The sequence below is a fragment of the Plantibacter sp. Leaf314 genome (genome assembly GCF_001423185.1).
In the GTDB taxonomy this organism is placed as follows: Bacteria; Actinomycetota; Actinomycetes; order Actinomycetales; family Microbacteriaceae; genus Plantibacter.
Window position 1 is genome coordinate 160700 of the sequence record NZ_LMOB01000002.1, and the last position, 22118, is coordinate 182817.

Genomic DNA, 22118 nt, shown 5'->3' on the forward strand with positions numbered 1-22118 from the left:
GACGGGTCGGGACATCGCCGGACCCGGCCTCGTGGAGTGGCCAGGCCGAGGACGGAGGCTGTGGAGCGGGCTCAGGAGCCCGGCTGCTCCTGGGGCTCGTCCGCCGCGTCGTCGAGCTCGGCGATGTCGAGGACCACGACCGAGACGTTGTCACGACCGCCGTTGTCGAGCGCGGCGCGCAGGAGCAGCTCCGCGGCGTCGACGGGGGTGCTCCCCTCGGTGAGGAAGTACCAGATCCCGTGATCGGTGAGTTCCTTGGTGAGCCCGTCGGAGCACACGAGCCATCGGGCGCCACCCTGGATCGGGAAGAGTTCGACGTCCGGCACCGGATCGTCGGACGGACCGACGGCCCGGGTGATCATGTTGCTGTTGGGGTGGAACTCGGCCTCCTCCGGGCTGATCGCTCCGGCACGGATGAGTTCCTGCACGATCGAGTGGTCCTCGGTCATCTGGACGAGCTCGCCGTCCTGCAGGCGGTACACGCGCGAGTCGCCGATGTTGAAGACCGCCACCCTGCCCTCACCCTCGTCGGCCGTCAACACGACGCCGGTGACGGTCGTGCCCATGCCGAGCTCGCCCTCTTCCGCGGTGTCGATCATGTCGGCCACCGCCATGCGCAGCGCGTCGACGAGGCCGTCCACGGTGAGGATCTCCGCACCGTCGGTCGCAAGGGTCAGACGGTGGGCGACCGCGGCGCTCGCGACCTCCCCGGCGGAGTGGCCACCCATGCCGTCGGCGACGGCGAACACGGGAGGCAGTGCCACGAAGGCGTCCTCGTTCAGCTCGCGCCGCTTGCCCACGTCCGTCATCCCGGCCCACGCCAGGGAGAGCCGACGTCCGCCGGGCAGCGTGACGATCCGTTGCCCGTGCTCGGTCACGTCTGCTCCTCTAATACGGCTGGCGGTGGCTGATGCACCATCGACGATAGTACGGTACCGATGCGCCGCCCGACCGCCCCACGCCGCTCCTCCGATTCCAGAACGGGGATCGGCGAGCGGAACGACGGATCCGTCGGCCGCGGTCGCCCAGCCCTGCGGATCCGCTTGCCGCAGGTGGGCGCCGCTGCCATGATCGACGCATGATACGAGCGAGCTCCGATCCGCATTCGAAGGCGGCCCAGCCCGATGACACCTCGAAGGCGATCATCGAGCAGCTGCAGACCGATGGACGCCGTTCCTATGCCGAGATCGGGAAGGCGGTCGGGCTCAGCGAGGCGGCCGTCCGGCAGCGGGTGCAGAAGCTCACGGAGTCCGGGGTCATCCAGATCGTCGCGGTCACCGACCCCATGCAGCTCGGCTTCACACGCCAGGCGATGATCGGTGTGCGGGTGGCGGGTGACACCCGGGTCGTCGCGGACCGCCTGGCCGGCCTGGCCGCCGTGGACTACGTGGTGCTCACGGCCGGATCCTTCGACCTCCTGGTCGAGGTCGTCTGCGAGGACGACGAGGAGCTCATCGCGCTCCTGAACGACGACATCCGCACGATCGACGGCGTCGCGGGAACCGAGACCTTCGTCTATCTGCGCCTGCACAAGCAGCTCTACGACTGGGGAACCCGGTAGGTCCCGACCCAGGGATCCGTGGTCGGCGCCGACGTGCGCGTTGCGCACCGCGTACCCCCCGATCGCGGTACTCTCAACCCATGCCCGCGAAGCCGACCGGAGAACGGACGCCCCCGTCCGACGAGTCGCGGTCCAGCGCCACCCACGGGTCGGCGAGCGGCGGCGACACCGGCCCCGTGAGGACCGGCCCGCACGCCGTGGAGGTCCCCCGACGCGTCGGACGGATGACCGGGTACAGCGCCTTCCCGCAGCTCCTCTTCGGACTGGCCGTCGTCGCCATCCTGTTCGCGACGCTGTTGTTCCAGGGTGTCGAGGACAACTCCGTCCTGTTCTACGTCGGCGTCATCCTCGCGTTCATCGCGACGGCGCTCGCTCCGATCGTTCCCTGGCATCAGGTGCCGCGGCTCCTCATCGCGCTCCCCATCCTCGACATCATCGCCATCGCGTTCATCCGGCAGGGCGAACCCGTGATCGGCGCCGGCCTCCTCTGGGTCTTCCCGACCATCTGGATGGCGACGGCCTTCGGACTCTCGGGGGCCGTCACCGCCATCGTCCTCGTATGCGCGTCGACCTGGTCGACGCTGGCCATGACCCCGGGGCAGATCACCCTCGCCAACCTCCCCGGTCTCGTCATCCTTCCGATGGTGCTCGGATTCGTCGCCGTGTCCACAGCGATGACGGCGAAACGGACGGAAGCCCAGCGGGTGCTCCTCAACAAGCAGGCCGGCCAGCTGGAGACCGCCCTCTGGCGCGCCCAGGATCAGGAGAGCCGCCTCGCGGAGATCCTGAACGCGGTCAACTTCGGCGTGGTCCGCTTCGACCGCATCGGCGCCAGGGCGATGGTGAACCGCTTCCAGACCCGCCTGCAGGACGAGGTGGGTGAACTGTCCGACGTCAACCCCGACCTCCCGGTGTGGGCGGAGGACGGGCTGACGCCGCTCGAACCGCAGGACAAGCCCTACATCCGGGCGCGTCGTGGTGAGGAGTTCGAGAACCTGACCGTCTGGCTCGGAGCTCCCGGCACCGAGCGGGTCGCCCTCGCACTCACCTCTCGGCGGCTCTACGACCACGAGGGCGGGTACGACGGCACCGTCCTCGTCTCGCGGAACGTCACGACGGAGATCAACGCGATCCGGGCGAGGGACGACCTCGTCGCGTCCGTGTCGCACGAGCTCCGGACGCCGCTCACCTCGATCCTCGGCTACCTCGACCTCGCGCTCGACGACCCTGACCTGCCGCCCCGTGTCGCGAAGCAACTCACGATCGCGCAGACCAACGGCGACCGGCTCCTGGAACTCATCGCCGACATCCTCGCCGCCTCCCGCGACGTGAACCGGACGATGGCGCTCAAGCGCTCCGACTGCGAACTCCGCGAGATCGTCGACGTCGCGGTCGAGTCGCTCGCGCACCTCGCCGCCGAGCGGAACATCACCATCGTCCGCCACGACGAGGAAGCGGTGCCGCTCTTCGCCGACCCGTTCCGGCTCCGCCAGGTCGTCGACAACCTGTTGTCGAACGGCATCAAGTACAACCGTGACGGCGGTGAACTGAGCGTCGGTGTCACGGCCGAGGGCGACACGGCCTGGGTGATCGTGCGCGACACGGGCATCGGCATCTCGGAGAAGGACCAGCCGAAACTCTTCGAGCGGTTCTTCCGTTCGGACCTCGTCCGCAATTCGACCGTGCACGGCAGCGGGCTCGGCCTCGCCATCAGTCGCGACATCGTCAGACTCCACGGCGGTGACCTGACGCTCCACAGCGTCCTGGGCGAGGGCACCACCGCGGTCGTCCGTATTCCGAGAGGCCGGACCGAATGACCCTCGACACGCAGACCGTCGCCGTGATCAACGCGCTCGTGATCTTCGTCTGCGGTGCGACGTTCATCGTCAACACCTTCATGCGGAAGGACGACGCCAGCGGGCGGGTGTGGTCCGTGTCGTACATGGCGGGGATGTTCACGAGCTTCTCCTACGTGGTCGGTGCGCTCAGCCCCGACGCCTGGTGGGCCACCGCGGCGGGGAACGGCGGCTACGTCCTGAGCATCGCCGCGCTGTGGTCCGGAGCCCGCCTGTTCAACGGTCGGTCGAATCTGCTGTGGATCTCCCTCGTCGGCGCGACGGTCACCGTCGTGGCAGCCCTCGCCGCCGGTCCGTCCGGCGGGCCGTGGGCCGGATCGGGCGTGACGTTCGCGTGCATCGCACTGTTCGCCGGGCTCGGGACCGCCGAGACCCTCACTGGCGCGATGCGCGACAACCCGAGCACGCGGGGGTTCACCGTCGTGCTCGGCATCGCCGCCGTGTTCTTCACGGCGCGGTTCGTCGTCTTCCTCGTCGAGGGCTCGTCAGGCAGGTTCTTCACCACGTTCTTCGGGACGGTCGCCTCCTCGCTCCTCCTCATCGCCCTCCTGATCGTGGCGACCGTGGTGCTGTCCGTCCTCCGCGCCGAACGGGCCGCCCCGGCGAGCCGCCGGCACGGCAGCATCGTCGCGTACACCGGTGACGACGTCCTCCTGCACGAATCCTTCATCAGGATCGCCGACGACTGGCTGGAGCGCGCCAACTTCCACGACGAACAGCTCGCGATCCTGCACATCCGGCTCGACGACCTCGACGAGATGACGACGGCGTTCGGCTCGAACTTCAGCAGCGAGGTCGCCGGGGGGTTCATCTCCTCGATCCGTCGGTACGGACCGACGCTCTCCGACATCGGGGAGGACGGCGCGGGATGCCTCCTCATCGCGACGCCCGCGGTGGACGTCGACGCGGCGCTGCAGGCGGCGGCCGGTATCCAGGACGGGCTGCTCGACCACCCCGTGGAGACGACGCCCCGGCTCCGCCCTACCGCGAGCATCGGCATCGCCCTCACCGACTACCTCGGCTACGACGTCGGCGTGCTCACCCGAGCGGCCAGGGACGCCAGTCTCCGCGCGTCCGACGCCGGAGGCAACCGGACCGTCCTCGCCGCGTCAACGGCGGCGGGCGCCTGAGGACCTCGCCGAGGAGGCGAGGTCCCGCGATCACTCCGGTTGGGCGATCGCGATGGTCAGTGTGTCCACCGCGGTCTGCTTCGCGTACTCCGCCGACGTCGGGGTCGCCTGGACGAGCAGTTCGTAGGTGATCGTCAGCGTGACGCCGGTGGCGGCGCTGTCCACCTCAGGGAGCACGAAGGTCTGGCTGTAGCTGTACGGCGCCTTGATCAGGTACCCGGGGGCCACCGTCGACTGGTCCGTGAACGGTGCCGGCGACTCCAGCTGCCCGGTGGGCCCGTGGACGGTCGTCGTGAGCGTCACCCGCGACAGGTAGAGCGCCTGGAGGTCGTCTGGGGTGAGGATGCCGCTCAGTGAGAAGCTCACGGGCTTGTTGACGTCGGCCGTCCACGCGTCCATCGAGAGCGTCGACCAGTAGTCGACCGAGAGCGTCGCCGACCCCGCCGTCAGGGAGTGCTTCGCGCTCCCGCTCGCCAGTTCGTTCGTGATGGCACTGACCGTCGGCTTCGGCGTCTTCGAGGTCCGCGGCGACGCCGTCGGCCCGGCACCTGGCTCCTCCCACGGCGGGGTCCCACAGGCGCTCAGGCCGAGGACGAGGAGCGCTGCGGTCGCGAGCTGCGCGGCGTGGACGAGGCGCCGGTTCCGCACCGGGCTGGGCTGCTGGGACATGGGACTCCTGGCGGGGTTCGGAGGGGTGGTCGGGCGATGCTCAGGACGTCGCGCGACCCCCTGAACTGGGGGCACAGCGAATCTTGAGGAAATCCTGAGCCGACGCTATCGCATTCGCGCGCCAAACCAGCACCCGGCGCGGCAGAGTTGGCTCTACAGCGCGAACCGCTGTATCCGGCCCCCTCAGAACAGGACCTCTGATGTCAGAACTCGAAGCGCGACCCGACAACACTCGGCCCGCCGCACAGCAGGCTGACCCTCGGTACATTCAGACCCAGCCGCTTCTCGCGCCCGAACTTGAAGCGTATGCGAACGAATTCATCGACTCGGTCAACTCGCTTCCCGAGTACCGGGCCACCATCGGCTGCATCATCCCCGCCTACAACGAGGAGGAGTCGCTGCCGGCCGTCCTGGCCTCCCTGCTCGAGCAGACGCGGATGCCCGACGTGATCCACGTGGTCATCAACAACACCACCGACCGCTCGGTCGACGTCGCAGCACCCTACGCCGGCCCGCACTCGAAGGTCGACGAGCACGGGTACGAACAGTTCACCGAGGTGTTCATCCACGACATCGGCAAGAACCCCGACAAGAAGGTCGGTGCGCTGAACTACGGTTTCACGCTCGTCGAGGGGTACGACTACCTCCTCGGCGTCGACGGCGACACGGTCGCCGACCCGACGGCCATCGAGTCCCTCGAAGCGGAGATCGTCTCGGACACCCGCATCGGCGGTATCTCCGCGATCTTCTCGATCGACGACGAGCCGTTCAAGAAGCAGATCATCCCGGCCTTCCTCATCGCCGGCCAGCGCACGCAGTTCGCCGCGTTCAACATGCAGAACATGCTGCGAGGCCGCAACATGGCCGTGCTCGGCGGGCAGTACTCCATCTTCTCCGTCCAGGCGCTGCGCGATGCCATGGAGCAGAACCACCAGTCCACCCCGTGGGTGAAGGACTCCGAGGTCGAGGACTCGCTCCTCTCCTTGCAGATCAAGAGCGCCGGGTACCTCACGAAGATCAGCGCCCGCGCCCGCGCCGACGTCGGCGGTATGACGACGGTCCGCTCCCTCGACGCGCAGCAGGTCAAGTGGAACTACGGCGCCATCGAGCTCATGTGGCCGGGCCAGCGCGGCGACACCAAGGGGCAGCCGTTCCACCCGAACCTCCGACTGCGGTGGCTCGAGAACGCCGAGATGCTCCTCAACATCGTCACGCGCATCCTCTTCATCGTGCTGCTCGCCGGTTCGCTGTCGATCCACGCGTTCGTGTTCAGCCCGGTGTGGCTCATCCCGCCGGTCGTCGCGATCCTCCTCAACCTCCGCATCGCGCTGTCGATGAAGAAGCGCAACACCCGCGACATCCTCTTCGCCGTCCTGGTGTTCCCCGCCGAGTTCTACATGTGGATCCGTATGGGCCACTTCATCCGGGCATGGTCGAAGTTCGCGTCGAACAAGAAGGTCGACAACTGGGCGGAGCAGGCCAAGGCCGAGCGTGGTTCGGGCAACGCCCACCTCGCGCCGCTGCTCTTCGTCCTCGCCGCGATCATCGCGATCGTCGCCGTCTGGACCCAGCTGTCCCCCGTCGTGCAGTCCACGATCCTCTGGGCGGGTTGGCCCGTGCTCGGCGTCATCACCGTGCTGCAGACGCTCAGCATGTTCGGCAAGCTCATCCGTCGCCAGCGCGGCTACCGGGTGTGATGACGTCCGACCCAGGAACCGTCGACGCCGGCGAACTGCGCAGGTTGCTCCGAGAGCTCTCGGGCGACCTGCGCAGTCGTCGTCGTTTCGTCCACACCTACGTCGAGATGTGGCCGACGCGCCTCAGCCGTCTCGAAGCCGCACTCGAGGCGGAGGACCTCGACGAGGCGAAGGTCGTCCTCCTCAGCATCCGCTCGTCCAGCGTCATGCTCGGTGTGATCGGGGTCTCCGCCCTGGCGAGCGCCGGACTGCGCGCCGTGGAGCAGGCCGACCTCGTACGGGCCGCGGACATCCGGTCCGCGCTCGCGGAGCTCGGAGCGCGCAGCTGCGAACGGCTGCTCGAACTGGACGCGGCCGACGTCTCGGAGGCGTGACCGACGGATGGTCCCGTCGGAGACGGACCGGCTCCGGTCTGGAGGGGCGTCCGCTCAGTCGTCGGAGGTCATGCGGTAGCCGACGCCGCGGACCGTCTCGATGAAGCGCGGCGCGACGGTGCTGTCCGCGAGCTTCCGGCGCAGGTTGGCGAGGTGGACCTCGATGGCGCGCTTGTCGGCCTCACTGACGTAGTACGCGGTGATGTAGCTCTCGCCCCGGAGCATGAGCGCCAGGTCCGCCTTGCTGCGCACCCGACGCCGGGACTCCATGAGGGCCTGCAGCAGGTCGAACTCGCTCCGCGTCAGGTCGACCTCGCCACCGTCCACCTCGACGATGCGCGTGGCGGGACTCAGCTTGAGACCTCGGTGGACGAGCCACCCCTCGACATCGTCGGAAGCGGATGTCGTGGGCTGCATGATGATGGGGACGACCGATTGACCGACCTGAGCGGCGTGACGCGCGACGTTCTCGTGCACGATCGTGGGATCGGACGACTGGACCGGCTGCTGCGACACGGGCTGCTGGGACATGGGCTGCGCCTGGGGCACGGGCTGCACCTGCGGCACGACGGCCGCGGCCGGTGATGGCTGGACAGGCACCGGAGTCGGTGCGGCAGCCGCCTCGCCGTTCGCGCGAGGCCGACGCAGCATCGCCTCGATGCGCGCCCGGAGTTCACGGGGTCGGAACGGCTTGGTCATGTAGTCGTCGGCACCGGAGTCGAGCCCCTGCAGGGTGTCGATCTCGTCGCCACGGGCCGTGAGCATCACGATGTAGGTCGAGCTGATGGCCCGGATCCGCTTGGCCGCCTCGAAGCCGTCGATCCCTGGCATGCTGACGTCCAGCGTGGTGACGAGGGGGTCGTGCAGGCGGACCGCCTCCACGCCGTCCAGACCGTTCGCAGCGGAAACCGTCTCGAAGCCGGCCTGTTCCAACACGGTCTCGAGCAGTTGACGGATGTCGGCATCGTCCTCGATGACGACCGCGGTTCGACGTTCGCTCAGCTGATCGGTCACGATGCCCCTACCCGTTCCACCCGTCAGCGACATGCCGGATGTGGCCGTCGCCGGCTCACCACGCGCTGAATCCCTTGGCCAGTTGCACGGCCTGCTCCGGCCACCATACCCCAGCAAGGGGGCCACCGTTGCATGCCCCGTCGCTCTCGCCGGGGGCTTTCACCCACAGGTTCGCGTCGAGGTGCTCGGCCTGCGCCGTGAGCGGTTGCTGCCCGACCGTCCGACCTGGCGGGTTGCACCATTCGCCGTTCGATCCGCTCCCGTTCCGCGAGGTGTCGATGACGTAGTGCGCACCGTCGAGCAGTCCGCTCAGCTCCTCGGCATAGGCGATCTCGTCCTCGGTCGCGTTGTAGTTCGAGACGTTGGTCGCGAAGCCCGTCGCGTCGGCCACGCCGGCCTCCTTGAGGAGTCCGGCCATCTCCGACGGCGGTCGCCAGTCGGAGTGCCCGCCGTCGAGATACACGGGCACAGACGCTGCCGCGAATTGCTTCGTCGCGGCACTGAGCTGCTGCATGCGGGCGGTCCGGTCGCCGCAGTCGGGTGCGAGGGCGACCGCGTCCGGCTCGAGGACGATCGCCACCCGATGGTCGGCGACGGCCGCGACGATCTCCGCCACCCAGTCCTGATAGTCGTCACTCGAGAGGCCACCGGCGGACTCGTTGCCGCAGTCGCGCTCGGGAACGCCGTAGACGGTGAAGACCGGCATCGCGCCTGCGCGCTCGGCCGAGCGGACGATGTCCGACACCGTCTCCTCGACCGTGCCCATCGGGTACCGCTCAGGCACGAGCCAGATCGCCGTCGGTTCAGTCGCCAGCCGAGCCGCTGCCGCGCGCTGCTGTGCCGTGTCCGAAGGATCACCGTTCGAGCCGCCACTCGTCCCGGTGGTGGCGGAAGACGTCGGATCCTGAGACGCCAGGCCCGCCTCCGCCGCTGCACGGGCGGCCAGTGAGGTGGGATCGACGTACAACTGTGCGCCGTCGAACGGGCCTGCTGCGGCGCTCGGGACGCGGCTCACGATCGACACCGCGAGGGCTCCTCCGGCAAGGAGGACGGCGACGACGCCGAGGGCGACGGCCGTGCGGGTGCGACGTCGGTCGCGGGGCGTTCTCGGCACGGATCCTCCAGCATGGTCATCCGCAATTCTGCCCGACATTCCGGTCGCACGGTGCCGATTCGCCCGAATCCGTCCCCCGAGCGGGGGTCGCACGCAAGGGGTGCGGACGATGCGCGCCCCGTCCTAGGCTCGACGTGCGGTTCCCACCCCTCGCCCGACACCAGGAGGCACGATGTCCGAGTCGACAGCACCGACGTCACCGGACGTCCGATCCATCGGCCCGAGGCGCACCGATCCGGCGTGGCGTTCCGCGCTCGCGCTCCTCTGCTTCCTCCTGATCGCGTTCGCGGTCGCAGCGTTCGGCTCGCTCACCACCATGGAGCAGATCGACGGTTGGTACGCCGACGCCGACAAGGCGGCCTGGAACCCGCCGAACTGGATCTTCGGTCCCGTGTGGGCGGTGCTGTACACGATGATCGCGGTGGCCGCATGGTTGGTCTGGCGACGACGACGGGATGGGACGCCCGAGCTGAGCGACGGCGCGAGCCGGGCGCTCGTCCTGTACATCGTCCAGCTGGTGCTCAACGCCCTCTGGACCCCGTGCTTCTTCGGGCTGTACCCGTTCATCGGCGCGCCGGCCCTGTGGATCGCCCTCGTCATCATCCTCGCGCTCGACCTCGCCGTCCTCGCGACCATGTTCGCCTTCTGGGAGGTCTCGCGGGTCGCCGCCGTGCTCCTCATCCCCTACTGGGCGTGGCTGCTCTTCGCCACGACCCTCAACTGGTCACTCGCGGCACTGAACAGCTGACCGACGGCACAGCACACCCGGGCCTTCGTCGCAACGTTGTCCGGATGGCCGCCGCTCCCTACCCTTGGTGGGCGGGACGACGCAGGGTCGTCCGCACGGCCCGAGGAGCGCATCAGTGAGCACCAAGACCATCCCCACCTCCGACGCGGCCACCGCGAAGGCGCCGACGAAGGTCATCCCCTGGGTGCTCGGGCCCGCCCTCGTCGTCATCCTCGGCGTCGCGCTGTTCTCGATCCTGCTCCCCGAACAGGCCGAGTCGGTCTTCGGGTCCATCCAGTCGGGGATCATCGGCGGCCTCGGGTGGTACTACGTCCTCCTCGTGGCCGCGTTCGTGATCGTGGCGATCGTCTTCGCGGTCTCGAAGTTCGGCGACATCAAACTCGGCAAGGACGACGACGAGCCGGAGTTCTCGCTGATGTCCTGGTTCTCGATGCTCTTCGCCGCCGGCATGGGCATCGGGCTCGTCTTCTACGGGGTCGGTGAGCCGCTCACGCACTTCCTGGAGCCGCGGCCCGGCGTCGTCGGTTCGCAGCAGTCCCTGGCGCAGCAGGCGATGAGCCAGACGTACCTGCACTGGGGGCTGCACGCCTGGTCGATCTACGCGGTCGTCGGCGTCGCGCTGGCCTACGCCGTCCACCGCAAGGGACGTCCGATGTCGATCCGTTGGGCCATCGAGCCGCTCCTCGGCAAGCGCGTCCAGGGCGGCTGGGGCAACGCGATCGACACCATCGCCGTCATCGGCACGGTCTTCGGTGTCGCGACCTCCCTCGGGCTCGGTGTCCTGCAGATCTCGGCCGGACTCGGGTACACGGGCATCGCCGAGCCGAACATCCTCACCCAGGTCATCCTCATCCTGGTGATCACCGGCGTCACGATCTTCTCGCTCGTCTCCGGCGTGCACAAGGGCATGAAGTGGCTCTCGAACACGAACCTCATCCTGGCCGGCCTGCTGCTGTTCTTCGTCCTGTTCGCCGGTCCGACGCTGTTCCTCCTCCGCGAGTGGGTCCAGTCCATGGGCGCGTACCTGCAGAACGTCGTCGGACTGACGTTCAACGTCTCCGCCTACCAGGGTGCCGCGGGTGAGGCCTGGCAGTCGTCGTGGACGACCTTCTACTGGGGCTGGTGGATGTCCTGGGCGCCGTTCGTCGGCGTGTTCATCGCCCGGATCTCCAAGGGCCGCACCGTGCGACAGTTCGTCCTCGGGGTCCTGCTCGTCCCGACCCTCGTGACCTTCCTCTGGTTCGCCGTGCTCGGTGGCACCGCCATCATGCAGTCGCTCGAGGGGCGGGACTTCAGCGGCTCCGACGGACCGGTCGACCTCAACACCGCACTGTTCAACATGCTGGCCGGCCTTCCGGGCGGCTCCATCGCGACCGTCGGCGCCCTGCTCCTCATCCTGCTGTTCTTCGTGACCTCCGCGGACTCGGGTTCCCTCGTCATGGGGATGCTCACGACCGGTGGCACCGAGCCGCGGAACCGGGTGCGGATCGCCTGGGCGCTCGTGACGAGCCTGCTGGCGATCTCCCTGCTGATCGCGGGCGGTCTCGCCTCCATGCAGACGGCGGCGATCATCACGGCACTGCCCTTCAGCATCGTGATCATCCTGATGTGCGTCTCGTCGTTCAAGGCGTTCGGCATCGAGGTCCGCCGGGAGCAGCGGGCCAAGCGCCGTCTGTTCGCGGCGGAGCTCACGGAGAGCGTCTCCGCCGACCTCAGCGGGCAGGTGTCCGACCAGGTGACGGAGCAGGTCACCGAGCATCTCGGGACGATGACCGCTCAGCTCGACCTCCGGCAACTGGCTTCGCCCGACGCACCACCGGCGACCGATGCGTCGACGTCAGCGGAGTCGGACCGTCCGGATTCCGGGCGCTGACGGGTCGCTCAGTCGAGCGGGAACCGGTCGGAGATCCAGGCCGTCTCCTCGTCCGTCGGTGACCAGGCCGAACCAGCGGCGGCGTTCGCGCGGATCTGTGCGGGCGTCGTCGCTCCGGCGATGACGCTCGTCAGTCCTTCGCGCGCGAGCAGCCACCCGAACGTCGCTTCGAGCATGCTGATGCCGCGCTCGTCGCAGAACACCTGGTAGGCCTCGATCGCGTCCCAGGGCGCCTGGTCCAGGATGTGCTTGCGCTGGCGCATGATCCGGCTCTCGGCCGGCCCGCCGTCGCGCGAGAACTTCCCCGTGAACAAGCCGTTCGAGAGCGGGAAGTAGGGCAGGAAGCCGACGCCTGCCGCTCGCATCGCGGGGAACACCTCACGTTCGGCCCCGCGGACGAGCAGGCTGTACTCGTTCTGGGCGGAGACGAAGGCGGGGTGACCGGCCGAGGTCGCCGCCCAGTGCGCCTCGGTCACCTGCCAGCCGGCGAAATTTGAATGTCCGTAGTAGCGGATCTTGCCCTCGTGGACGAGTTCGTCGAGGGCGGCGATCGTCTCCTCGATGGGCGTCAGCGGGTCGGGCGTGTGCATCTGGTAGAGGTCGATCCACTCGGTACCGAGCCGGCGGAGCGAGCCCTCGACCGCGAGTCGCAGGTAGCGGCGCGACCCCTTGGAGCCCCAGTTCGGGATCGGGCTCTCGTAGTCCGCGTGGCCGAACTTGGACGCGAGGACGACCTCGTCCCGCCGGCCGGCCAACGCCCGTCCGAGCAGTTCCTCGCTCAGTCCGTACTCGCGACCGTAGATGTCGGCCGTGTCGAACAGGTTCACGCCGGCATCGATGGCCGCGTCGACCACGGCCGTGGTCCCCTCCTGGGTCTCGGTGACGGTGCCGGGCCGCCCGAAGTTGTTGCAGCCGATACCGACGGCGGAGACGATGAGGCCGCTGCGACCGAGCGGACGATAGCTGAGAGCAGACATGGTCTCCAGGCTAGTCCGACGCCGCTCCACAGGCGCCCCACGCCGGCCGAATCCCGAGGAGGAGACGGCTCCCCCGACGGCCGCAGTGTGACCTTCGTACGCTCGGCCCATGACTCCACACCTCGTCCCCACCACCGCGACCGTCCCCATCACGGCGACCGTTCCCATCACGGCGACCGTCACCTCCACCGCCGGGACACCCGGCCGCGCCGACCACGGGTTCCTGCGCATGCCGACTCCTGTCGGGCGGCTGGAGATCCGATCCGTCGACGGGGCGGTCTCCGCCGTCCGCTTCGAGCAGGATGGGCGGCTCCCACTCGACGGTTCGGACGAACGCCCCACCGAAGTCCTCCTGGAGGCCGTCGAGCAGCTCGACGAGTACTTCCGCGGTCGCCGGACGGTGTTCGACGTGCCGATCGCCGCGACGGGCACACCGTTCCAGGAATCGGTCTGGTCCGCGCTCCGCGGGGTGGGCTTCGGAACCACCACCGGCTACGGGGCCCTGGCTGCAGCCGCCGGCGCCCCCGGCGGTGGCCGCGCCGCCGGACAGGCGGTCCGGGCGAACACCATCGCCCTCCTCATCCCCTGCCATCGGGTGCTCGGCACCGGGGGCGTCGTCACCGGCTATTCTGGCGGTGACGGGCCGCCGACCAAACGGTGGCTCCTCGACCACGAAGGGATCCCGTACCGCCGATGACCGGCTCAGCATCCCTCGTCCTCGGAACCGACGGACTCCCCCGCTGCGCCTGGGCCGGCACCGATCCGGAATACCAGCGGTACCACGACGAGGAGTGGGGCGTCCCGCTGCACGGCCAACGGCAGGTCTTCGAGAAGATCAGCCTCGAGGGGTTCCAAGCGGGCCTGTCGTGGATCACGATCCTGCGGAAGCGGCCCGCGTTCCGCGAGCGGTTCCACGACTTCGACCTCGAGGCTGTCGCAGGCATGACGGAGGCGGATGTCGAGAGCCTTCTCGAGGACGCCCGGATCATCCGGCACCGCGGGAAGGTCAACGCGGTCATCGGCAATGCCCGCACCGCCCTCGAGCTGGGCGACGACCTGGACGAGCTCCTCTGGAGCTTCGCTCCACCTCCTCGTCCGATACGGTTCGCACAGTGGAGCGACGTCCCGGCGATCACCCCGGAATCCACCGCGCTCAGCGCCCACCTGCGGAAGCGCGGCTACCGGTTCGTGGGCCCGACGACGATGTACGCCCTCATGCAGTCCGGCGGCCTCGTCGACGACCACCTCGTCGGCTGCTGGCGCTCCGAGAGTGCGCCCTGATCCGGAGGGGTCAGACGACGAGGGCGAGCTCGGTCACCCGACCGTCGGCGGCACGCGCGTGGACGTCGAGCACCCATCCGGACGATCGCGCCCAGTCGAGCAACGAGCCGACATCAGGGTGGTCGACACCGGCCTCCAACAGCGCGCGGGCGAACCGGCCCTTGCCCTGCTTGTTGAAGTGGTTGAGCGCGCGACGGCGGCCATCGTCGCCGACCGTGAGCACACGCAGGTACACGGCACCGTCGCGATCCGGCACCGGCCCGAGCGCCGCGTAGCCTTCCGAGCGCAGGTCCAGCAGGACACCCGGGACGGCGTCCAGCTCGCGCGCGACCGGCACCGCCCAGTGACGTTTCAGGACGAACCCGGGGAGCCTGGAGTCGTGGGAGAGCCGGTACGCCGGAATGGAATCGAGCGCGCCGACCGGGCCGAGCAACGCCGAGTGCACCACCAGGTGCGCAGCAGCGAAGCGTCTCGCGTCCACGGAGAGCGTGGCTGCATCGAGCGCGTCGAACAGCACCCCCGTGTACCGGTCGATCGCCGGCATCGTCGCGGACGTCGCGGCCACGCGGTTGCGCTGGACCTCGCCGAGCTGTTTGGGGCCGAGCTTCAGGGCCTTCACCGTCGCGGCCTCATCGGCAGCGAGCGACACCACGGCTCCGACGACATCGTTCCGGGACGACGAAAGCCCTGGAAACCGCAGCAAGGCGGTGTCCAGGGCTGGTCCGTCGCCGCCGTCCCGCTTCGTCTCCGAAGGGGGAAGGAGGATCAGCACCGGTTCAGGAGCGGGTCACGAGCGTGGCGTTGCCGGCCACGACGGTGACGGTGTTGTTCTCGACCGACAGGAAACCGTCTTCCGCGTTCGCGACGATCTTGGAACCGTCGTCGAGCGTGACACGGACTTCACCGGCAGCGAGGATGGCCAGCATCGGCTCGTGTCCGGGGAGGATACCGATCTCGCCGTCGACGGTCTTCGCGATCAGCTGGCGCGCCGCACCCGACCACACTTCGTGGTCGGCTGCGACGACGCTCACGGTCAGAGGAGTCGCGGCCATGATCAGCCGTTCTCCTTCTGGATCTGAGCCCACTTCTCTTCGACGTCGGTGATCGAACCGACGTTGAAGAACGCCTGCTCGGCCACGTGGTCGAACTCACCCTTGGCGATCGCGTCGAACGACTCGATCGTGTCCTTCAGCGGGACGGTCGATCCCTCGACACCCGTGAACTTCTTCGCCATGTAGGTGTTCTGCGAGAGGAACTGCTGGATGCGGCGCGCACGCGACACCGTGATCTTGTCCTCTTCGGAGAGCTCGTCGACACCGAGGATCGCGATGATCTCCTGGAGTTCCTTGTTCTTCTGGAGGATCTGCTTGACCGTCGTCGCCACGCGGTAGTGGTCGGCACCCAGGTAGCGGGGGTCGAGGATACGGCTGGTCGAGGTCAGCGGGTCCACCGCGGGGTACAGACCCTTCGACGCGATCTCACGGGAGAGCTCGGTCGTGGCGTCGAGGTGCGCGAAGGTCGTCGCGGGAGCCGGGTCGGTGTAGTCGTCGGCGGGGACGTAGATCGCCTGCAGCGAGGTGATCGAGTGACCGCGCGTCGAGGTGATGCGCTCCTGGAGGAGGCCCATCTCGTCGGCGAGGTTCGGCTGGTAGCCCACCGCGGACGGCATGCGACCGAGCAGCGTCGACACCTCGGAACCGGCCTGCGTGAAGCGGAAGATGTTGTCGATGAAGAGCAGCACGTCCTGCTTCTGCACATCGCGGAAGTACTCCGCCATGGTCAGAGCCGACAGCGCGACGCGAAGACGCGTTCCCGGCGGCTCGTCCATCTGGCCGAACACGAGGGCCGTCTTCTCGAAGACGCCGGCCTCTTCCATCTCGTGGATGAGGTCGTTGCCCTCACGGGTGCGCTCGCCGACACCGGCGAACACCGACACACCACCGTGGTCCTGCGCGACACGCTGGATCATCTCCTGGATGAGGACCGTCTTACCGACACCTGCACCACCGAAGAGACCGATCTTGCCACCGAGGACGTACGGCGTCAGGAGGTCGATGACCTTGATGCCGGTCTCGAACAGCTGGGTCTTCGACTCGAGCTGGTCGAAGGGCGGGGGCTGACGGTGGATCGGCCAGCGCTCGGTGATCTCGATCTGCTCTCCGGGCTCGGCGTTGAGCACGTCGCCGATGACATTGAAGACCTTGCCCTTGGTGACGTCGCCGACTGGCACCGTGATGGGCGAACCCGTGTCGGTGACCTCCTGACCGCGGACGAGGCCGTCGGTCGGGTTCAGCGCGATCGCGCGGACGAGGTCGTCGCCGAGGTGCTGTGCGACCTCGAGGGTCAGGACCATCGTCTGCTCACCGATGACGACGCTGGTCTTCAGGGCGTTGTAGATGCCCGGGATCGCGTCGTGCGGGAACTCGATGTCGACGACCGGGCCGGTGACGCGGGAGATGCGACCGACGGCGCCGGCCTTCACCTCTGCAGCGCCCTGCTCGGCAGTTGCGGTGGGAGTCATGTTCTTCTCTTCTCTGTCTCTACAGATACGTGTGCGTGTTGCGATGACTAGGACGAGAGCGCGTCTGCGCCGCCAACGATTTCGGAAATCTGCTGGGTGATCTCGGCCTGCCTCGCGTTGTTTCGGAGGCGGGTGTAGTCGGTGATGAGCTTGTCGGCGTTGTCGCTGGCCGACTTCATCGCCTTCTGCGTCGCGGCGTGCTTCGCGGCGGAGGACTGCAACAGCGCGTTGAAGATCCGGCTCTCGATGTAGTTCGGGAGGAGCGCGTCGAGGACGCTCTCCGCATCCGGTTCGAACTCGTAGAGCGGCAGCACCGCGGTGTCGGTCGGCTCTTCGACACCCTCGACGACCTCGAGCGGCAGGAGACGGACGACCTCGGGGGTCTGCGTCATCATGCTCACCAAGCGGTTGTAGACGATGTGGATCTCGTCGACCCCACCCTCGGAGGCGTCCGTGAGGAACGCCTTGAGGATGGACTCGCTGATCTCCTGTGCCGTGGCGAAGTCGGGGTTCTCGGTGTTGCCCACCCACTGGCCGGCAGCCTGCATCCGGCGGAACGTGAAGTACGCGACGGCCTTACGACCCACGAGGTAGTGCGTGACGTCCTTGCCCTGGCTCCGGAGGAGCTCGGTCAGTTCCGCCGCTTCGCGCAGCACCTGGGAGTTGAAGGCACCCGCGAGGCCTCGGTCGGACGCGAACACGACGACCGCGGCCCGCTCAACCCGCTCGGGCTCGGTGGTCAGCACGTGGTCGACGTTGGAGTACGTCGCGACGGCCGACACGGCACGAGTGATCGCACGAGAGTAGGGCCCGGACGCCGCCACCCGCGCCTGCGCCTTCTGGATGCGCGACGCGGCGATGAGCTCCATCGCCTTCGTGATCTTCTTGGTCGTCTGCGCAGACTTGATCTTCTGCGTGTAGACCCGGAGTTGAGCGCCCATGGACTAGCGGCGACCCTTCACGATCTTCTCCTGGTTGACGTCTTCAACCGGGAGCTCCTCGACCTGCTCCGAACCGAGGGCAGCGCCCTCGCCCGTCTGGAACTCGAGCTTGAACTGGTCGACAGCGGCATCGAGCTTCGAGACGGTGTCGTCGTCGAGCACGTTGGTGTCGCGCAGCGTGGTGAGCACCTCGGTGTTGCGACCCAGGTAGTCGAGCAGTTCACGCTCGAAGCGGAGCACGTCCTCGACCGGGACGTCGTCCAGCTTGCCCTTGGTTCCGGCCCAGATCGACACTACCTGCTCCTCGACGGGGTACGGCGAGTACTGCGGCTGCTTGAGCAGCTCGGTGAGGCGAGCACCGCGAGCGAGCTGACGGCGGCTGGCCGCGTCGAGGTCGGAGGCGAACATCGCGAACGCCTCGAGCGAGCGGTACTGCGCGAGCTCGAGCTTCAGCGTTCCCGAGACCTTCTTGATGCTCTTGACCTGTGCGTCTCCACCGACACGCGAGACGGAGATACCGACGTCGACCGCGGGGCGCTGGTTGGAGTTGAAGAGGTCGGACTGCAGGAAGATCTGGCCGTCGGTGATCGAGATCACGTTGGTCGGGATGTACGCCGAGACGTCGTTCGCCTTGGTCTCGATGATGGGCAGACCCGTCATCGAACCGGCGCCGAGCTCGTCGGACAGCTTCGCGCAACGCTCCAGCAGACGGGAGTGCAGGTAGAAGACGTCACCCGGGTAGGCCTCGCGTCCCGGCGGACGACGGAGGAGGAGGGAGACGGCACGGTAGGCCTCGGCCTGCTTCGACAGGTCGTCGAAGATGATGAGGACGTGCTTGCCCTCGTACATCCAGTGCTGACCGATGGCCGAACCGGTGTACGGAGCGAGGTACTTGAAGCCGGCCGGGTCGGACGCGGGCGAGGCGACGATCGTCGTGTACTCGAGCGCTCCGGCCTCTTCCAGCGCGCCCTTGACGGAGGCGATGGTCGAGCCCTTCTGACCGATGGCGACGTAGATGCAGCGAACCTGCTTGTTGACGTCGCCGGAGTCCCAGTTGGCCTTCTGGTTGATGATGGTGTCGATCGCGATCGCGGTCTTGCCGGTCTGGCGGTCACCGATGATCAGCTGACGCTGGCCACGGCCGACGGGGATCATGGCGTCGATCGCCTTGATGCCTGTCTGGAGCGGCTCGTGCACCGACTTGCGCTGCATGACGCCCGGAGCCTGGAGCTCGAGGGCGCGGCGGCCGGTGCTGGCGATCTCGCCGAGGCCGTCGATCGGGTTGCCGAGCGTGTCGACGACACGACCGAGGTAGCCGTCGCCGACGGGGACCGAGAGGACCTCGCCCGTGCGGGTGACGTCCATGCCCTCGACGATCTCATCGAACTCACCGAGGACGACGACGCCGATCTCGTGCTCGTCGAGGTTGAGCGCCAGGCCGAGCGTGCCGTTCGCGAACCGGAGGAGCTCGTTCGCCATGGCGCCCGGGAGCCCCTCGACGTGGGCGATGCCATCGGCGGCGTCGATCACGCGTCCGACCTCGGTCGCCGCGGCTGCGCCGGGCTCGTAGGCCTTGACGAAGTCCTTGAGAGCATCCCGGATCTCGTCTGGGCTGATCGTGAGTTCTGCCATCATGTTCCTTTTGGTTGTGGAACCCGGGGGTTCCGAGAGGTGCGATCCGTCAGGATCAACGTCTTGAGTTGTGGAGACCGTCGGGTCGGTCCCCGCGCTGCGCAGGCCCTATCGGGCCAGTTGCAGACGGAGGTCGTTCAGTCGGGCAGCGAGGCTGCCGTCGATGACGTCGTCCCCGAGCTGCACGCGCAGTCCGCCGACGACGGCGGGGTCGATCACCTGGTTGATCTTCACCTGACGGCCGTAGGCCGTGGCGAGGTGGCGTTCGAGGCGCTGCAACTGCGACGCCTCGATCGGTGCGGCAGCCGTGACCGTGGCGACCGCAAGGCCCTGCTGGTCGGCGACGATGCCTGCGGCGTAGCGGAGCAGCTCTCCGATACGCCGACCGCGGGGCTGCTGCACGAGCTGACCGACGATGCTGACGGTCTGCGGGCTCGCATGGCCTGCGAGCAGGGATGCCGCGAGGGCACCCTTGGCCTCGGCCGATCCGAGCTTGCTGCTGAGCGCGAGCTCGAGCTCGTGGTTGCTCGAGACGAGCTTGCCGAACTCGAACAGCTCCGCCTCGATGTCGCCCTGCGCGCCTGCGGAGACCGAAGCCGCCCGGAGACCGAGTTCCTCGATGCCGGCGAGCAGGTCCTGCTCACTGGACCACCGTGCTGAGACGACCGTCTGGAGCAGCCCGAGCGCCTGAGCGCCGAGCTGACCACCGAAGATGCGGTCGACGACGACGCGCTTGGCGTCGGCGTCGGCCGCCGGGTCGCTGAGCGCAGCGCTCAGGTGGCTCGAACCGCCGATGGCCCGGCCGGCTGCGAACAGACCGTCCGCGGTGGCCAGATCGGCCCCGGCGCCGAGGGCGACGAGGGCCTCCTTCGACGAGGCGAGTGCTTCTCTGGTCGCGCTTCCCATTACTTGGCTGCCTTCTCCGACGCTTCGAGGTCCGCGAGGAACCGGTCGACGACGGCCGTTGCCTTCGCGTCGTCGTTCAGCGTCTCGCCGATGACGCCGCTGGCGAGGTCGAGCGCGAGCGTGCCGACCTCGGCACGGAGCGACACGACGGCCGCCTGACGCTCGGCTTCGATCTGCGCCTGGGCGCTGGCGGTGACGCGAGCTGCCTCGACGGTCGCCTGCTCCTTGAGCTCGGCGAGGATCGTCTGACCCTCGACACGAGCCTGCTCGCGGATGCGTCCGGCTTCCTGGCGGGCTTCGGCGAGCTGAGCGTTGTACTGCTCGAGCGCGGCCTCGGCCTGCTTCTGGGCCTCGTCAGCCTTGGCGATGTTGCCCTCGATGGCCGCTGCGCGGTCGTCGAGGAGCTTCTGCACCTTCGGCAGGATCAGCTTCCAGAAGAAACCGAGGATGATGACGAAGACGACCGCAGACCAGATGATGTCGTACCACTCTGGAATCAGCGGGTTCTTGGCCGCCTCTTCAGCAGCGGTGATCACTGCGTGAGACATCTTGCCTCCTTCGGAGTTGTGAAAGGGGGCTTACTGGAAGATGAAGTAGGTCGCGATGCCGATGAAGGCGAGCGCCTCGGTGAAGGCGATACCGATCCACATGAGGACCTGGAGACGACCACCCAGCTCGGGCTGACGCGCGGTGCCTTCGATCGTCTTACCGACGACGATACCCACACCGATGGCGGGGCCGATGGCTGCGAGACCGTAACCGACCGTCGCGATGTTTCCTTCAAGGGCGGCGAGAACGGTAGTTGCGTCCACGTTTGTTTCCTTCCGTTGGGTGAGACCTGGCGGGTGCCGGGCTCGATTAGTGCTCTTCTGCGACCGCGAGCTGGATGTAGACCGCGGTGAGGAGGGTGAAGACGTAGGCCTGGAGGACGGCCACCAGGAGCTCGAAGAGAGTGAAGGCCAGGCCGAAGGCCAGGGTTCCGACACCCATGAGGGCGAACCAGCCGCCGGCGGTGAAGAGGAAGAACTGGGTCGCCGCGAAGAACAGGACGAGCAGCAGGTGCCCGACGATCATGTTCATGAGGAGTCGGAGCGTCAGCGTGAGGGGCCGGATCACGAAGGTCGAGATGAGCTCGATCGGCGTGACGATGATGTAGACCGGCCACGGGACACCGGAGGGGAAGAGGGAGTTCTTGAAGAACTTGCCCGGGCTCTTCTTGACACCGGCGTAGATGAAGGTGACGTACGACACGAGTGCCAGCACGAGCGGGACGCCGATGACCGAGCTGCCGGCCAGGTTCAGGAACGGGATGATGCCCGTCAGGTTCATGGCGAGCACCATGAAGAAGATGGTCGTCAGGATCGGCAGGAACCGCAGGCCGTCCTTCTTGCCCAGGAGGTCCTCGGCGATGTTGACGCGGACGAAGCCCAGGCCCATCTCGGCCAGGCTCTGCGCCCGGCCGGGGACGAGGCGCATCTTGCGCGTCGACAGCCAGAAGAAGAGGAGGAGGGCGATCACCGCGATGAACCGGATCAGGATGACCCGGTTGATCTCGAATGCCGTCCCCTCGAAGAAGATGGCGTCAGGGAAGAACTCGTTGATCGTCGGACCATGGAATCCACCGTCATCGGTGGCCATCGGTGCGATCAGATGCACGGCGTTAGCGAACAGCACGTATCTCCAGTTTCGGGGGCGTGGAGCAGAGCTCTCGCGGCGACGAACAGGGGGGATGTCTCCTCGCCGCACGCCGAAGCGGTGCTAGTGGGAGGATTCGTTGACGAGTCTAGCAAGGAAACCGGCCCCCGACGAACCCAGGGGTGGTAT

At 67.9% G+C, this 22118-nt stretch carries 23 protein-coding genes; 9 read left to right on the forward strand and 14 right to left on the reverse strand.

Annotation, left to right across the window (positions count from 1 at the left end; translation table 11 throughout):
* Positions 1-71: 71 nt before the first annotated feature.
* Positions 72-878 (reverse strand): PP2C family serine/threonine-protein phosphatase, encoded by an 807-nt coding sequence (locus tag ASF68_RS14015; protein WP_056012388.1) that lies wholly within the window; start codon positions 876-878, stop codon positions 72-74.
* Positions 879-1078: 200 nt separating this feature from the next.
* Here ASF68_RS14015 and ASF68_RS14020 point away from each other — a divergent pair, with 200 nt between their 5' ends.
* The 3 genes from ASF68_RS14020 (at position 1079) to ASF68_RS14030 (ending at position 4547) form a co-directional block, all read left to right on the forward strand.
* Positions 1079-1561 (forward strand): Lrp/AsnC family transcriptional regulator, encoded by a 483-nt coding sequence (locus ASF68_RS14020; protein WP_056012391.1) that lies wholly within the window; start codon positions 1079-1081, stop codon positions 1559-1561.
* An 80-nt stretch (positions 1562-1641) separates the two neighbouring features.
* Positions 1642-3378: a sensor histidine kinase gene (locus ASF68_RS14025; protein WP_056012394.1), complete on the forward strand. Its 1737-nt coding sequence runs from the start codon at positions 1642-1644 to the stop codon at positions 3376-3378.
* Positions 3375-4547 carry a diguanylate cyclase gene (locus ASF68_RS14030; RefSeq protein ID WP_056012397.1) on the forward strand — a complete coding sequence of 391 codons (1173 nt, stop codon included), beginning with the start codon at positions 3375-3377 and terminating at the stop codon, positions 4545-4547. Before ASF68_RS14025 ends, ASF68_RS14030 begins: the two co-directional genes overlap by 4 nt.
* A 30-nt stretch (positions 4548-4577) precedes the next feature.
* On the opposite strand, the gene ASF68_RS14035 is transcribed toward ASF68_RS14030, so the two are convergent.
* Entirely contained in the window at positions 4578-5216 is a 639-nt protein-coding gene (locus tag ASF68_RS14035; protein WP_235526832.1) for a hypothetical protein, read from the reverse strand.
* Positions 5217-5416: 200 nt separating this feature from the next.
* On the opposite strand from ASF68_RS14035, the gene ASF68_RS14040 reads away from it, so the two are divergent.
* Positions 5417-6913: a glycosyltransferase family 2 protein gene (locus tag ASF68_RS14040; protein WP_082456155.1), complete on the forward strand. Its 1497-nt coding sequence runs from the start codon at positions 5417-5419 to the stop codon at positions 6911-6913.
* Positions 6913-7287, forward strand: a complete 375-nt coding sequence (locus ASF68_RS14045) for an Hpt domain-containing protein (RefSeq protein WP_056012400.1) — start codon at positions 6913-6915, stop codon at positions 7285-7287. Before ASF68_RS14040 ends, ASF68_RS14045 begins: the two co-directional genes overlap by 1 nt.
* Positions 7288-7341: 54 nt before the next feature.
* Here ASF68_RS14045 and ASF68_RS14050 read toward each other — a convergent pair whose 3' ends face one another.
* Both ASF68_RS14050 and ASF68_RS14055 read right to left on the reverse strand, forming a co-directional pair.
* Positions 7342-8301: a response regulator transcription factor gene (locus ASF68_RS14050; protein ID WP_369796488.1), complete on the reverse strand. Its 960-nt coding sequence runs from the start codon at positions 8299-8301 to the stop codon at positions 7342-7344.
* 55 nt (positions 8302-8356) lie between these two features.
* Entirely contained in the window at positions 8357-9415 is a 1059-nt protein-coding gene (locus ASF68_RS14055; protein ID WP_056012406.1) for a glycoside hydrolase family 6 protein, read from the reverse strand.
* A gap of 172 nt (positions 9416-9587) precedes the next feature.
* Between ASF68_RS14055 and ASF68_RS14060 the strand changes: the two genes are divergently transcribed.
* Together ASF68_RS14060 and ASF68_RS14065 are read left to right on the forward strand one after the other, a co-directional pair.
* Positions 9588-10163: a TspO/MBR family protein gene (locus tag ASF68_RS14060; protein WP_056012409.1), complete on the forward strand. Its 576-nt coding sequence runs from the start codon at positions 9588-9590 to the stop codon at positions 10161-10163.
* A gap of 115 nt (positions 10164-10278) precedes the next feature.
* Positions 10279-12036, forward strand: coding sequence for a BCCT family transporter (locus tag ASF68_RS14065; protein ID WP_056012412.1), 1758 nt, complete (start codon positions 10279-10281; stop codon positions 12034-12036).
* A gap of 8 nt (positions 12037-12044) precedes the next feature.
* Here ASF68_RS14065 and ASF68_RS14070 read toward each other — a convergent pair whose 3' ends face one another.
* A complete protein-coding gene (locus ASF68_RS14070; protein WP_056012415.1) occupies positions 12045-13013 on the reverse strand; it encodes an aldo/keto reductase in 969 nt (322 codons plus the stop codon).
* A gap of 109 nt (positions 13014-13122) precedes the next feature.
* On the opposite strand from ASF68_RS14070, the gene ASF68_RS14075 reads away from it, so the two are divergent.
* Complete coding sequence (locus ASF68_RS14075; protein ID WP_235526833.1) at positions 13123-13710, forward strand: methylated-DNA--[protein]-cysteine S-methyltransferase; 588 nt, start codon at positions 13123-13125, stop codon at positions 13708-13710.
* The gene (locus ASF68_RS14080) at positions 13707-14294 is read left to right on the forward strand and encodes a DNA-3-methyladenine glycosylase I (protein ID WP_056012417.1); all 588 of its coding nucleotides are present in this window, start codon (positions 13707-13709) and stop codon (positions 14292-14294) included. The genes ASF68_RS14075 and ASF68_RS14080 overlap by 4 nt, the downstream gene beginning before the upstream one ends.
* Positions 14295-14304: 10 nt before the next feature.
* On the opposite strand, the gene ASF68_RS14085 is transcribed toward ASF68_RS14080, so the two are convergent.
* The 9 genes from ASF68_RS14085 to atpB all read right to left on the reverse strand — a co-directional run bounded on the left by ASF68_RS14085 (position 14305) and on the right by atpB (position 21932).
* Entirely contained in the window at positions 14305-15066 is a 762-nt protein-coding gene (locus ASF68_RS14085) for a YaaA family protein (protein ID WP_056012420.1), read from the reverse strand.
* A 4-nt stretch (positions 15067-15070) separates the two neighbouring features.
* Positions 15071-15346 (reverse strand): F0F1 ATP synthase subunit epsilon, encoded by a 276-nt coding sequence (locus tag ASF68_RS14090; RefSeq protein ID WP_056012423.1) that lies wholly within the window; start codon positions 15344-15346, stop codon positions 15071-15073.
* 2 nt (positions 15347-15348) lie between these two features.
* Positions 15349-16815 carry a F0F1 ATP synthase subunit beta gene (atpD, locus tag ASF68_RS14095; protein WP_056012426.1) on the reverse strand — a complete coding sequence of 489 codons (1467 nt, stop codon included), beginning with the start codon at positions 16813-16815 and terminating at the stop codon, positions 15349-15351.
* Between the two features lie 47 nt (positions 16816-16862).
* Positions 16863-17756 carry a F0F1 ATP synthase subunit gamma gene (locus ASF68_RS14100; RefSeq protein WP_056012429.1) on the reverse strand — a complete coding sequence of 298 codons (894 nt, stop codon included), beginning with the start codon at positions 17754-17756 and terminating at the stop codon, positions 16863-16865.
* Positions 17757-17759: 3 nt separating this feature from the next.
* Entirely contained in the window at positions 17760-19388 is a 1629-nt protein-coding gene (gene atpA, locus ASF68_RS14105; RefSeq protein ID WP_056012432.1) for a F0F1 ATP synthase subunit alpha, read from the reverse strand.
* Positions 19389-19496: 108 nt separating this feature from the next.
* The gene (locus ASF68_RS14110) at positions 19497-20294 is read right to left on the reverse strand and encodes a F0F1 ATP synthase subunit delta (protein ID WP_056012435.1); all 798 of its coding nucleotides are present in this window, start codon (positions 20292-20294) and stop codon (positions 19497-19499) included.
* Positions 20294-20842, reverse strand: a complete 549-nt coding sequence (locus ASF68_RS14115) for a F0F1 ATP synthase subunit B (RefSeq protein ID WP_056012438.1) — start codon at positions 20840-20842, stop codon at positions 20294-20296. The genes ASF68_RS14110 and ASF68_RS14115 overlap by 1 nt, the downstream gene beginning before the upstream one ends.
* 30 nt (positions 20843-20872) lie before the next feature.
* Complete coding sequence (gene atpE, locus ASF68_RS14120; protein ID WP_056012441.1) at positions 20873-21106, reverse strand: ATP synthase F0 subunit C; 234 nt, start codon at positions 21104-21106, stop codon at positions 20873-20875.
* A gap of 46 nt (positions 21107-21152) precedes the next feature.
* A complete protein-coding gene (atpB, locus tag ASF68_RS14125) occupies positions 21153-21932 on the reverse strand; it encodes a F0F1 ATP synthase subunit A (RefSeq protein ID WP_200936450.1) in 780 nt (259 codons plus the stop codon).
* Positions 21933-22118: the final 186 nt, after the last annotated feature.